The following is a 13,247-nucleotide window of genomic DNA, read 5'->3' on the forward strand; positions in this document are numbered from 1 at the left end:
GGCCGGAAAGCGGCGCAGAAGTGTACGTTTCATCCATTGTTGGCCTGACAGCTGGATGGATGGTCCATGCCGGAAACCACAGCTCCCCCACCGACCCCGGCCATCCCGCTGGCCGCACTGCTGGCCCAGGAGGAGCTGGGGCTGCGGCAGATCGCGGGCCCCGCCGATGGCCCCGATGGCCCTGCCGGGAGTCCCGGTGGCGGTCCCGCCGTGCACTGGGTGCACACCTCGGAGATGGCCGACCCGTTCCCCTATCTCCTCGGCGGTGAGCTGCTGCTCAGCGCCGGAGTGCTGCTGACGGACCCCGACACCTATGTGGAACGGATCGTGGCGGCGGGCGCGGCGGCGCTGGGCTTCGGGGTGACCCCGGTCTACGACACCGTCCCGGCGGAGCTGATCGAGGCGTGCGACCGGCGGGGACTGCCGCTCCTGGAGGTGCCGCCCGCGACCACCTTCACGGCGGTGGCCCGGGCGGTGTGGCGGCTGATGGCCGAGGCCCGCCACCGGGAGCTGCGCCGGGTGAGCCAGGCCCAGCAGGGACTGGCGACGGCGGCGGCCCGCCCCGACCCCGTACCGGCGGTGGTGGCACAGCTCGCGGGACGGCTGGGCGGCAGGGCGGAGCTGCGCGGCCCGGACGGTACGGAGCTGGCGGCGGCCGGGCGGGCACCCGGTCCTGAGGTGCGGAGGGCGCTGGACCGGCTGGTACGGGTGCTCATCCCGGATCCCGGCACCCCCGCGACTCCTTCCGCCTCCCCCTCTTCCCTCTCCTCCCCATCCCCTCCGTCCCTCTCCCCGTCCCCTCTCTCCCCTCCCTCCACCGCGAGTGACACGGTCGACGGGCACCGGCTGAGCGCCTATGCCGTCGGCGGCCGGGGGCTGGTGCTGCTGGTGGCCACCCCCGGCCGGGAGCCCGGGGACCACACCGTCGCCGGGGTGGCGGTCGTACTGCTCACCCTGCTCACCGCTCCCCACCAGCGGCTGGACGGCGCCGAACGGACCTCCGCGCTGGTCCGGCTGCTGCTCGGGGCCGAACCCGCCGCGACCGCCGCCCGGCTCGGCGGCACCTCCTGGACGGTGGTCCGCGCCCGGGGCACCGGCCGGGCGCCCTTCGCCGCCTCCGCGCTGGGGGCGGCGCTCGGCAGCGGACTGGTGGACCCGCTGGACGACGGCACCGTACGGGTCCTCCTGCCCGCCGGCCCCGACCCGGCCACCGACACCGGCACGGTCCATGCCCCTGCTGCCGGCCCCGTCACCGGACCCGGGCCCCGGCCCGGCTGGGTGCTCGGGGTCAGCGGGCCGGTGGAGCCCGGCGAACTGGCCGCCGCCGACCAGCGGGCGGCACGGGCGCTGCGCCGGGCCCTGGCCACCGGCCGGGAGCTGGTCCACCACCGGGAGGGCTCGCTGACCGCGCTGCTCACCGAGGAGGAGACCGAGGCCCACGCCCGGCACCGGCTGGCACCGCTGGCCGGGTCGCCCGCCCTGGTGGAGACCCTGCGCGCCTGGCTGGCGGCGCACGGCGGCTGGGACCGTACGGCCCAGACCCTGGGGGTGCACCGCAACACCGTCCGCCAGCGGATCGCCCGCTGCGCCGCGCTGCTCGGCGAGGACCTGGACGACCCCGACACCCGGATGGAGCTGTGGTTCGCCCTGCGCCCCCGCTGAACCCCGGGCCCCGCTGGCCCCGGGCCTCCGCCGCACCCCGGACCGCTGCACCCGCCTCGCCCCGCCCCGCCGACCCCGGGCCTCCGCCGCACCCCACCCCGCCGCTGAACCGGGACCTCAGCGGCGGATGCCACTGTGAGGTACCCGGCCCGGTGATGTCTGGACAGGCTACGCAACCAGCCGGTAACTTCGGATCTGAGCAAGCGCTTGGACAGTTCTGTCGTGCGTGCTGTCCGGGCCTCGTACCGTCCGTACCGTCGTACCGTTCCCGCAGCCAAGGGAGGCGTTCGTGCGCCGCAGCGTTTACCAGGAAGACCACGAGACGTTCCGGGAGACCGTCCGGGCCTTCATCGAGGCCGAGGTCGTCCCCGTCCACGACGAGTGGTTGGCGGCGGGCCAGGCGCCCCGCGACTTCTACTACAAACTCGGCGAGCTGGGCGTCTTCGGCATCGAGGTGCCGGAGGAGTACGGCGGCGCGGGCGAGAGCTCCTTCAAGTACCAGGCGGTCCTCACCGAGGAGTGCGCCCGCGCGGGTGTCTCCTTCGGCGGCTCCGGCGTCCATGTGGCGCTCTGTCTCCCGTACCTCATGGAGTACGCCACCGAGGACCAGAAGAAGCGCTGGCTCCCCGACTTCGTCAGCGGCGCCGCGATGTACGCCATCGCCATGACCGAGCCCGGCACCGGCTCCGACCTCGCGGGCATGAAGACCACCGCCCGGCTCTCCGAGGACGGCACCCACTATGTCCTCAACGGCGCCAAGACCTTCATCACCGGCGGTGTCCACGCCGACAAGGTGATCGTCTGCGCCCGGACCGCCGCGCCGACCCCCGAGGACCGCCGCCACGGCATCTCCCTCTTCGTGGTCGACACCAAGCTGGACGGGTACGCGATCGGCCGCAAGCTGGACAAGCTGGGCCTGAAGACCTCCGACACCGCCGAACTCTCCTTCACCGACGTCGAGGTGCCGGCCGAGGACCTGCTCGGCGAGGAGCACAAGGGCTTCTCCTACCTCGGTCAGAACCTCCCCCAGGAGCGGCTGGCCATCGCCGTCGGCTCCTACGCCCAGGCGTCCGCCGCGATCCGGTTCACCCAGGCGTACGTCACGGACCGCACCGTCTTCGGCCAGTCCGTGGCCTCCTTCCAGAACACCAAGTTCGAACTGGCCTCCTGCAAGGCCGAGGTCGACGCCGCCGAGGCGGTCGTGGACCGCGCCCTGGAGGCCCATGACGCGGGCGAGCTGACGGCCGCCGAGGCCGCCTCCGCCAAGCTCTTCTGCACCGAGGTCGCCCACCGGGTCATCGACCGCTGCCTCCAGCTGCACGGCGGCTACGGCTATATGAACGAGTACCCCATCGCCCGGCTCTACGCCGACAACCGCGTCAACCGCATCTACGGCGGCACCAGCGAGGTCATGAAGACGATCATCGCCAAGTCCATGGGCCTGTAGCGCGGCCGCACGATGGGTTCGGCACTCGACGGCCTGCTCGATCTGCTCGATCTGGAGCGGATCGAGCGGGACATCTTCCGGGGGCACTCACGGGTCTCCGTCGTCCCCCGGGTCTTCGGCGGGCAGGTCGCCGCCCAGGCGCTGGTGGCGGCCGGGCGCACCGTGCCCGCCGACCGGACCGCGCACTCCCTGCACGCGTACTTCCTGCGCCCCGGCGACCCGGGCGCCCCCATCGTCTACACGGTCGACCGCATCCGCGACGGCCGCTCCTTCACCACCCGGCGGGTGGTGGCCGTCCAGCACGGACAGCCCGTCTTCCATCTCTCCGCCTCCTTCCAGACGGCGGAGGAGGGCCTCACCCACCAGACGGGGATGCCCCCCGCGCCCGACCCCGAGTCCCTGCCGACCGCCGCCGAGCTGCTCCCCTCGTACGCGGGGGCCTTCACCGGCCCCGAGGTGCTGGAACGGCTGCTGCGCTCCCGGGAAGCGGTCGATCTGCGGTACGTGACCGACCCGCCGTACGGCCGCGTCGGCACCGCCCGGGAACCCCGCAGCCAGGTCTGGTTCCGCACCCGGGGCACGCTCGCCGACGATCCGCTGCTCCATCTCTGCCTGGTCACCTATGTCTCCGACATGACCCTCCTGGACTCGGTCCTGCTGGCCCACGGCCGGGGCGGCTGGACGGTCGGCGACGTGGTGGGCGCCTCCCTGGACCACGCGATGTGGTTCCACCGCCCCTTCCGCGCGGACGAGTGGCTCCTCTACGACCAGGAGTCCCCCTCCTCCGCCGCCGGCCGCGGCCTCGGCCAGGGCCGCATCTGGACCCGGGACGGGCACCTCGCGGTCTCGGTCATCCAGGAAGGGGTGATCCGCGTCCCCCGCGACTGACCCGGCGGGCGCGGGAACACCCGGGCCGCCGGGGGCCGGGTTCCGCCTTTCCCGTTCTGGAAAGGCCAGGACCTTGACCATGGTTCGAGCGGCCGAAATCATCGGCACCACCTGGCCGGTGACAGGAGGGGAAGCCATGGGCGGACCGCTGCGGAAGCTCTCCGGAAGTCCGGAGTGCAAGAACGGCACATGCCCGACCTTGTGGGGCACGGAGGGCAAGGAGAACTATGTCGTCCAGGGGTACATCGAGACGGACCCCGAACGGCTGGCTCAGATGGATCTGCCCGAGGGTGAGGCGGCAGTGATCGTTCCCGCCGCTGTGCTGGAGGAGTACTTCCGTGCTCGTGGGTGAGGAGTTCGGGCGCCTCTTCGAGGACTTCGAGCGGACCGCGTTCCGGCTGGAGACGCTGGACGAGTACGACATCGAGTCGGAGCGCGAGGAGATCGCGCGGTTCCTGGCCGGTGGGGACATGGGCCCGGAGTGGGCGGACAACCCCTGGGTCCGGTCGATGACCGACCGGGGCAAGCAGGTCTCCCGCGTTCATGTGCTGAGGTCACCGCTCACGGACTACCTCCGGTACGAGCTGTCCGCGTATCCCGGCAACATCACGGCCGGAGAGGACATCGGGATCATCGACCTGTCGGAACAGCAGGTCACCGGGTTGCCCGACCACGACTTCTGGATCTTCGACGACCGGGATGTCTTTCGGATGCACTACACCGCGACCGGAGCGTTCATCGGCGGTGAGCCGCTGCCCCCGGAGGTACTCCCGGAGTACCGGGAGTACCGCGACCGGGCGTTGGCCGCCGCTGTTCCGTTCGCCTCCTATGGGGAGCGTCATCACTGACCGGCTCCATCGGGACGGCGCATCCTGCGACGCATGGGGCCGTGGAAGCACCAGCGGACCATTCGGGCCATCGAGGCCGGCACACGGAATCTCAGGCTGTTCCAGGGGCAGCTCGTCCCCGGGTTGCTCCAGACCCCGGAGTACGCGTCGGCGGTCTTTCGTCTGGCCCCGGCGCTGCCTGAAGAGACGCTGGTCAAGACCGTCGCCGCCCGGCTGGAACGCCAAGCCGCGCTGCACAGACCGGGCCACTCCTTCCACTTCCTGATCTGTGAACACGTCCTGCGCTGGGAAATCGGCACGCCGGCGGTCATGGCACGACAGCTCGACCGGCTCCTGTCGCTTTCCCGGCTCTCCGATATCCGTCTCGGTGTCGTGCCGCAGGCGGGCAGGAAGCCGGACTTTCCGATGACCTGCTTCAGCCTCCATGACGACCGGCTCGTGATCGTGGAGACGTTCCACGCAGAGGTCACCACACGCGATCCGAGGGACCTTCGGCTCTACGCCGAAACTTTCGAAAGGTTTGCCGCAATCGCCTTGTACGGGGACGGCATGAAGGCTCTCGTGGAGAGCGTCCGGGACGGATTCTTGCTTCAACAGGAATAGGGACTAGGAGCGATCCACCCCCGGCCGGAGGATGGTTCCGGACATCCCAGGTGTCGAGGGGGGAGCGCGTTCCCCATCTCGTGGCAGACGTGGGAGTGGCCGATCTGTGGGAGCGAGAGGTACGGCTTCTCCTCCGGGACGGCGTGGCCGTGCGCAGCCTCGCGGAGCGCATTCTCGGGCAGGGCATCGCCTACATCGTCACGGCGATGGAGAAAACCGGCACCGATATGGGTGTCGGATGCACCGTGGACGTCGGTGTCCATTTCTGCTGGACGCAGTACTCCGGGCATGGGCCCGGCCCTGATTTGTTGGGGGACCCGGGAAGTGTTCTGGAACTCGGATGCGGAACCGGGCGGGCGCTCGCCTGCCTCGCACAGCAGGGAGTGAAGGCGGTGGGTGTCGACCTGTCGCCCGTCATGGTCGCCCGGACGGATTCCTACGATGCCATGTATTCCATCTTCGGGGCCGTCTGGTTCACCGACCCGGCCGGGCTGCTGCCCCTGATCGCTGCCCGGTTGAATCCGGGCGGTGTCTTCGCGTTCTCACACCCACCGGCCATTCCTGGCGCGTACGGACCGCAGGGAATGTACAAGGGAGGGTTCGCGGGAAAGGCCATGTACGCGTATCGGTACAGCTATACGCCTCGAAAATGGAAAAGCCTCATGATCCGGGCCGGATTCAAGGAAGCAGAAGTGCGAGTGCTGGAAGCCCCGACGCCAGGGCACATCGGCACACTCATCGCGCGTGCGGTGATGCCCTAGGAGCCATACGGCAAGGCGGCGCGGGCGTGGCGGTGCGCCGGGGGGTGGGCGCGGGCGCGTACGGTCCGGTCCATGGCGGATGCGGAGGGCGGACCACCGGAAGGCGCAGCGGGTACGGAGAGCACGGCGGGCGCCGAGAGCGTGGCGACGGTGGCCGTCGCGGCGTTCGCCAATCTGGGGATCGCCGTGGCCAAGGCGGTCGCGGGGGTGATCAGCGCCTCCAGTGCGATGCTCGCGGAGGCGGCGCACTCGGTCGCGGACACCGTCACCGAGCTGATGCTGCTCACCGCGCTCCGGCGCGGCGCACGCCCCGCCGACGAGGACCATCCGCTGGGGCACGGCCCCGAGCGGTACATCTGGGCGCTGCTGGCCTCCGTGGCGACCTTCGTCGGCGGTGGGGTCTTCGCCGTGTACGACGGGGTCCACACCCTCACCCATGGCGAGGAGCCCGGCGATCCGCTGGTCTCGTACATCGTCCTCGCGGTCGCCTTCCTGCTGGAGGGGTTCTCGCTGCGGACCGGGGTACGGCAGGTGCGCGCCGAGGCGGAGCGGGTCGGGGCCCCCGCCCGGCGTTATCTGCGGGCCACCCCGGACACCGCCGTGAAGGCGGTGGTCCTGGAGGACTCGGCGGCCCTGGTGGGGCTGGTGCTCGCGGCGGGCGGGCTGCTCGGCGGGCAGCTGACGGGATCGGGGGTGTACGACGGGGTCGCCTCCGTCCTCATCGGAGTGCTGCTGGTGTGGGTCGCCTGGGAGCTGGGCCGCAGCAACGCCCGGCTGCTCATCGGCCGTCCGCTGCCGCCGTCGGTGCGGGACGCGATCCGGGAGGAGATCCTGACGGTCCCGCACATCGTCGCCGTGCTGGAGCTGACCACCCTGATCCAGGGGCCGCGCGAGTTCCTGGTGGCCGCGAAGGTGGACTTCCGCGACGCGGCCACCGCCCGCCAGGTGGAGTGGGCCTGCGAGGAGGCGGAGCAGCAGCTGCGCGAACGCTTCCCCTCGATCCGGCGGGTCTATCTGGACCCCACCCCGGGGCTGGGCGACGAACGGCCGCCACAGCCCTGACGTAGGCCACAGCCCTGACGTAGGCCACAGCCCTGACACCGGCCCCGGGCCGCCGGTCGCCCCGGGCGAAGGTCACCACCTGGTAACCATTCACGGCCTTTGGTCCGTTTCCGCACAACCATTCACCCCCTCGTGAGTCAACCCTGCGAGCACGCCATCCCGTGCCGGCACCGCGTACCAGGGGAGGGGACCCACCCATGACTCACCACCGAATAGCCACCCGCCGCACCACCCTCGCCATCGGCGTCGTCGCCGTCGCCGTGCTCGCGCCGGCCGCCGTGACCGCCACCGCCCGGCCCGCGGCCGCGGCCGTGGGGGTCGCGCCCCAGGTCGGCTGCACCTCACAGAAGGCCGGGCTCGCGGCGAAGCTCAAGAAGGACATCACCGCCGCGCTCAAGGGCCGCAAGGGCACCATCGCCGTCCAGGTGGACGACAAGGTCACGAAGACCACCTGCACCCTGCGCGCCACCACCGCGTTCGACTCGGCCAGCGTGGTCAAGGTGACCGTGCTCGGCGCACTGCTCCAGGACGCGCAGAAGCAGAAGCGGGCGCTGAGCACGCGGGAGAAGTCCATCGCCAAGGCCATGATCACCAAGTCGGACAACGCCTCCACCTCCACCCTGTGGAAGCAGCTCGGCATGACGAAGATCAAGCGCTTCCTGAAGGACGCCGGGATGACCCGGACCGTCCCCGGCGCGGACGGCTACTGGGGGCTCACCCAGATCACCGCCCGTGACCAGCAGCTGCTGCTGGACCGGCTCACCACCCGGAACACCGTCCTCACCGACGCCTCCCGGAGCTACGCCCTCCAGCTGATGCGCGAGGTCGTCCGCGACCAGCGCTGGGGCACCCCCGCCGGCGCCCCCGCCAGTGCGACCGTCCAGGTCAAGAACGGCTGGCTGCCCCGGAAGACCCACGGCTGGCGGGTCCACAGCGTCGGCGCCTTCACCGGTAAGAACCACGACTACCGGATCTCCGTCCTCACCCACGGCAACAAGGGCCAGCAGGACGGCATCAACACCATCCAGGCCGTCTCCCGCGCCGTCCACAAGGGCCTCGACCCGAAGGCCGCCGCCCGCACCGCCTTCGTCCCGCCCGCCGTGGCGCGCGAGGCCGTGCCCGCCACCCCCGAGCGCGCCGCCGAGGGCCCCGTACCGGCCCGGGGCTGACCACGGCGGGGCCCCGTACGGGCCCGGGGCAGAACACCGCGGGGCCCCGTACCGGCCGGGGCCGAACACCGGCGGAATTGTTGCGGCGGGATGAAATCCGCTGCCCAGCGCGTTGGTGACTTCCGGCGGAACAACACGACCGGGAGGCATCACGTGGCGGCGGCCAGCGCAGTGACAGGGGAGAAACGGCCCGGGGAGGAGAGCTGGGCGCGGCGGCTCTGGGGGTACGCCTGGCGCTACCGCGCCAATGTGCTGCTCTCCCTCGGCTCCTCCCTGGCCGGCATGGCCGTCATGGCCCTCATCCCCCTGATCACCAAGGTGATCATCGACGATGTGATCGGTGACCGGGTCCGCTCGCTCACCGTCTGGACCGGCCTCCTCATAGCCGCCGCCGCGGTCGTCTACGCGATGACCTACATCCGCCGCTACTACGGCGGACGGCTCGCCCTCGACGTCCAGCACGATCTGCGCACGGGCATGTACGACACCGTCACCCGGCTCGACGGACGGCGCCAGGACGAACTCTCCACCGGACAGGTCGTCGGCCGAGCCACCAGCGACCTCCAGCTGATCCAGGGCCTGCTCTTCATGCTCCCGATGACCATCGGGAACATCCTGCTCTTCCTGGTCTCCCTCGCCGTCATGGCCTGGCTCTCACTGCCGCTCACCCTGATCGCCATCGCCGTCGGCCCCGCCCTGTGGTGGATCGCCCGCCGCAGCCGCACCCGCCTCCACCCCGCCACCTGGTACGCCCAGAGCCAGGCCGCCGCCGTCGCCGGTGTGGTCGACGGCGCCGTCTCCGGCGTCCGGGTGGTCAAGGGCTTCGGCCAGGAGGAGCAGGAGAGCGCCAAGCTGCGCACCGCGGGCCGCAGGCTCTTCGCCGGACGGCTCCGCACCATCCGGCTGAACGCCCGCTACACCCCCGCCCTCCAGTCCGTGCCCGCCATCGGCCAGGTCGCCATGCTCGCCGTCGGCGGCTGGCTCGCCACCCGGGGCGAGATCACCCTGGGCACCTTTGTCGCCTTCTCCGCCTATCTCGCCCAGCTCGTCGGCCCGGTCCGGATGCTCGCCCTGGTGCTCACCGTCGGCCAGCAGGCCCGCGCCGGCGCGGAACGCGTCCTGGAGCTGATCGACACCGAGCCCACCCTGCGCGACGGCACCCGGGAGCTGCCCGCCGACGCCCCGGCCACCGTCGAGTTCGACCGGGTCACCTTCGGCTACGACCCCGAACGCCCGGTCCTCGACGGTTTCTCGCTGACGATCGGCGAGGGCGAGACCGTCGCCGTCGTCGGCGCCTCCGGCAGCGGCAAGTCCACCGTCTCCCTGCTGCTGCCCCGCTTCTACGACGTGACCTCGGGCGCCGTCCGCGTCGGCGGCGAGGACGTCCGCGAGCTGACCCTCGCCTCGCTCCGCTCCGCCATCGGACTCGTCCCCGAGGACAGCTTCCTCTTCTCCGACACCATCCGCGCCAACATCGCCTACGGCCGCCCGGACGCCACCCCCGAGGAGATCGAGGACGCCGCCCGCGCCGCCCAGGCGGATCGATTCATCGCGGAGCTGCCCCACGGCTACGACACCGAGGTCGGCGAACAGGGCCTGACCCTCTCCGGCGGCCAGCGCCAGCGGATCGCCCTCGCCCGCGCCATCCTCACCGACCCCCGGCTGCTCCTCCTGGACGACGCCACCTCCGCCGTCGACGCCCGGGTCGAGCACGAGATCCACGAGGCCCTGCGGTCGGTGATGCGGGGCCGTACCACCCTGCTGATCGCCCACCGCCGCTCCACCCTCGGCCTCGCCGACCGGATCGCCGTCCTCGACGGCGGGCGCCTCGCCGACCTCGGCACCCATGAGGAACTCGTCGCCCGCTCCGCCCTCTACCGCCGGCTGCTCACCGACCCCGAGGAGCTGGGCGGTGTCTCCCCGGGCCACACCCCGGCACCCCCCGCCGCCGTGGACGAAGCGGACCGTACCGACGTGGTCCGTACCGAAGCGGACCGGACCGTACGGGAGGAGCTGGACGCCGAGTTCGACGCCGAGCGCGGTATCACCCCCCGGCTCTGGACCCGCGAGAACACCCTCCTGGACCCCGCCGAACCCGCCGTCCCCGACGCGTCGCCCGAGCTGCTCGCCCAGGTGGCGGCCCTGCCACCGGCCGACGACACCCCCGAGGTGGACGAGGAGCGGGCCGCCCGGGCCGAGGAGACCCACGGCGAGGGCCGGGGGCTCCGGCTGCTGCTGCGCGGCTTCGGACTGCCGCTCCTGATCAGCCTGGGGCTGGTCGCGGTGGACGCGGGCATGGGGCTGCTGCTGCCCGTACTGATCCGGCACGGCATCGACCAGGGGGTGGAGCAGGCCGCCCTCGCCGCCGTCTGGGCCGCCTCCGCGCTGGCGCTGGTCACCGTGGTCGTCCAGTGGTTCGCGCAGACCGGTGCGATCCGGGTGACCGGGCGGACCGGTGAGCGGGTGCTGTACACCGTACGGCTGCGGATCTTCGCCCAGCTCCAGCGGCTCGGCCTCGACTACTACGAGCGCGAACTGACCGGTCGGATCATGACGCGGATGACCACCGATGTCGACGCGCTCTCCACCTTCCTCCAGACCGGCCTGGTCACGGCCTTTGTCTCGGTGGTGACCTTCTTCGGGATCATGGTCGCCCTGGTGGTCATCGATGTCTCGCTGGCGCTGGTGGTCTTCGCCACCCTGCCGGTGCTGGCCATCGGGACGTACTACTTCCGCAGGCAGAGCGTGCGGGCGTACGAGCTGGCCCGCGACCGGGTCGCCGTCGTCAACTCCGACCTCCAGGAGACCGTCGCCGGGCTGCGGGTGGTGCAGGCGTTCGGCCGGGAGCGGGCCGGGCAGGAGCGCTACCGCGCGGGCAGCGACGCCTACCGCGCGGCGCGGGTCCGGGGCCAGTGGCTGATCTCGGTCTACTTCCCCTTCGTCCAGCTGCTGGCCACGGGTGCCGCCGCCGCGGTGCTGATCGTCGGCGCCCAGCGGATCGAGTCGGGCACCCTCACCACCGGTGCGCTGGTGGCCTATCTCCTCTACATCGAGCTGTTCTTCGCCCCCGTACAGCAGCTCTCCCAGGTCTTCGACGGCTATCAGCAGGCGGCGGTCTCCGTACGGCGGATCCAGGAGCTGCTGGCGGAACGTCCCTCCACGCTCCCGGCCGCCGCTCCCGCCCGGGTCCCCGCGCTCAAGGGCGACATCGCCTTCGAGGGGGTGGACTTCGCCTACGGGGACGAGACGGCGGCGCTCTCCGGGATCGAGCTGCGGATACCGGCCGGCCAGACGGTCGCCTTTGTCGGGGAGACCGGTGCGGGCAAGTCGACACTGGTCAAACTGGTGGCGCGGTTCTACGACCCGACCAGCGGCCGGGTCACCGCCGATGGCGCCGATCTGCGCGGACTGGATCTGACCGCCTACCGGCACCGCCTCGGGGTGGTGCCGCAGGAGTCCTATCTCTTCCCGGGTACGGTACGGGACGCCATCGCCTACGGCCGTCCCGGCGCGGGCGACGCAGAGGTGGAGGCGGCGGCCCGCGCGGTCGGCGCCCATCACATGATCGCCACGCTCGACGGCGGCTATCTGCACGAGGTGACCGAGCGGGGCCGGAATCTCTCCGCCGGACAGCGGCAGCTGATCGCGCTGGCCCGTGCCGAGCTGGTCGACCCGGACATCCTGCTGCTGGACGAGGCGACCGCCGCCCTCGATCTGGCCACGGAGGCCCAGGTCAACCAGGCCACCGACCGGCTCAGCGGGCGCCGTACCACCCTGGTGGTGGCCCACCGGCTGACCACCGCCGCCCGTGCGGACCGGGTGATCGTGATGGCGGACGGCCGGGTCGCCGAGGACGGCACCCATGCCGAGCTGCTGGCCCGGGACGGGCGGTACGCCACGCTCTGGCGCACCTTCACCGGCGGGTCGGACGGCCGGCCCACGGACCCCGCGGCTCCGGTCGATCCGGACGGCGGGGGGCGCGGCGAGCCCGTCGCCGTGGGCTGAGCGGCCCCGTCCCCCGGGGCGGGCCCTGTGCCGCCGGTGAGCCCCGCTCCTCGGGGCGGGCCGTGCGCCGCCGGTGTGAGCGGTGCCGGGCGCGACAACCATTGAACCGGTGACCGCGTCGTAGGCGTCGTACGCGAGTACGGAGGACACCCGGGCCCGGACCCGGACTCATCGGAGCATGGACAAGGGGGAGCGGGCATGGCGATCGGCGACAGGGGACCGGGAACGGCACCCGGCGACAGCGGTCCGGTGGTGGCGGCGGCGGGCCGGGGCCGGGGCCGCCGGGCGTGGACCGGAGGCCGGGCGGGCGCGCCCCGGCTGCTGGCGTATGCCCTCGCGGTCCTGCTGGCCGTGACCGGTTTCACCGTGCTCGCCCCCGGAGCGGGCACCGCCGAGGCCTCCGCGGGCGGCTGCTCCGGGCGGGTCAAGAAGGTGCTGCGGTTCTCCGGCGGGGAGCTGCGGATCCACCGTTCCCCCCAGGAGGCGTGTGCGGTCACCGTCGCCAGCCGCCCGGGTGAGCGGCGGTTCATGTCGGTCTCCCTCCAGGCGCGCGGCGGCCGGACCGAGGTCGACCGGGGGAACTTCTCCCGCAAGGCGGGACCGGTGAAGGTGCGCGCGCACAACCGCTGTATCCGGGCCTCCGGCAAGGTGGCGCGATCCGGCCGGAGTTCTGGCTGGATCCTCTGCTGACTGGCTTGATCGCATAGGTCCGTTCTGTCGCCCGCATCAGTGCCATTTACAGCTAAGCAGGTCTGGCGGGTCGGGCCCCTCCCCGGCTAGGTTCACCGCGACCCAGAAGAAC

11 protein-coding genes are annotated in these 13,247 nt (G+C 72.0%); all 11 read left to right on the forward strand.

Annotation, left to right across the window (positions count from 1 at the left end):
* The first annotated feature begins 66 nt into the window (after window positions 1–66).
* Window positions 67–1,662: a PucR family transcriptional regulator ligand-binding domain-containing protein gene (locus ABT354_RS03450; protein ID WP_351488377.1), complete on the forward strand. Its 1,596-nt coding sequence runs from the start codon at window positions 67–69 to the stop codon at window positions 1,660–1,662.
* Between the two features lie 289 nt (window positions 1,663–1,951).
* Window positions 1,952–3,109 (forward strand): acyl-CoA dehydrogenase family protein, encoded by a 1,158-nt coding sequence (locus tag ABT354_RS03455; protein ID WP_351488380.1) that lies wholly within the window; start codon window positions 1,952–1,954, stop codon window positions 3,107–3,109.
* Window positions 3,110–3,121: 12 nt separating this feature from the next.
* Window positions 3,122–3,997: an acyl-CoA thioesterase gene (locus ABT354_RS03460; protein ID WP_351488382.1), complete on the forward strand. Its 876-nt coding sequence runs from the start codon at window positions 3,122–3,124 to the stop codon at window positions 3,995–3,997.
* A gap of 79 nt (window positions 3,998–4,076) precedes the next feature.
* Entirely contained in the window at window positions 4,077–4,349 is a 273-nt protein-coding gene (locus ABT354_RS03465) for a hypothetical protein (RefSeq protein WP_351488385.1), read from the forward strand.
* On the forward strand, window positions 4,336–4,845 hold the full coding sequence (locus ABT354_RS03470; RefSeq protein WP_351488388.1) for a DUF6879 family protein: 510 nt from the start codon (window positions 4,336–4,338) through the stop codon (window positions 4,843–4,845). The genes ABT354_RS03465 and ABT354_RS03470 overlap by 14 nt, the downstream gene beginning before the upstream one ends.
* Before the next feature lie 33 nt (window positions 4,846–4,878).
* Window positions 4,879–5,448: a DUF5753 domain-containing protein gene (locus tag ABT354_RS03475; RefSeq protein ID WP_351488391.1), complete on the forward strand. Its 570-nt coding sequence runs from the start codon at window positions 4,879–4,881 to the stop codon at window positions 5,446–5,448.
* 206 nt (window positions 5,449–5,654) lie between these two features.
* Window positions 5,655–6,209, forward strand: a complete 555-nt coding sequence (locus ABT354_RS03480) for a class I SAM-dependent methyltransferase (protein WP_502983324.1) — start codon at window positions 5,655–5,657, stop codon at window positions 6,207–6,209.
* Window positions 6,210–6,281: 72 nt separating this feature from the next.
* Window positions 6,282–7,271, forward strand: a complete 990-nt coding sequence (locus tag ABT354_RS03485) for a cation diffusion facilitator family transporter (protein ID WP_351488394.1) — start codon at window positions 6,282–6,284, stop codon at window positions 7,269–7,271.
* A gap of 197 nt (window positions 7,272–7,468) precedes the next feature.
* Window positions 7,469–8,440: a serine hydrolase gene (locus ABT354_RS03490; RefSeq protein ID WP_351488396.1), complete on the forward strand. Its 972-nt coding sequence runs from the start codon at window positions 7,469–7,471 to the stop codon at window positions 8,438–8,440.
* 153 nt (window positions 8,441–8,593) lie between these two features.
* Window positions 8,594–12,445: an ABC transporter ATP-binding protein gene (locus ABT354_RS03495; protein ID WP_351488399.1), complete on the forward strand. Its 3,852-nt coding sequence runs from the start codon at window positions 8,594–8,596 to the stop codon at window positions 12,443–12,445.
* Window positions 12,446–12,643: 198 nt separating this feature from the next.
* Entirely contained in the window at window positions 12,644–13,135 is a 492-nt protein-coding gene (locus ABT354_RS03500) for a hypothetical protein (protein ID WP_351488402.1), read from the forward strand.
* The last annotated feature ends 112 nt before the right edge of the window (window positions 13,136–13,247 follow it).

The organism is Streptomyces sp. NPDC000594, from assembly GCF_040299965.1.
Lineage (GTDB): Bacteria > Actinomycetota > Actinomycetes > Streptomycetales > Streptomycetaceae > Streptomyces.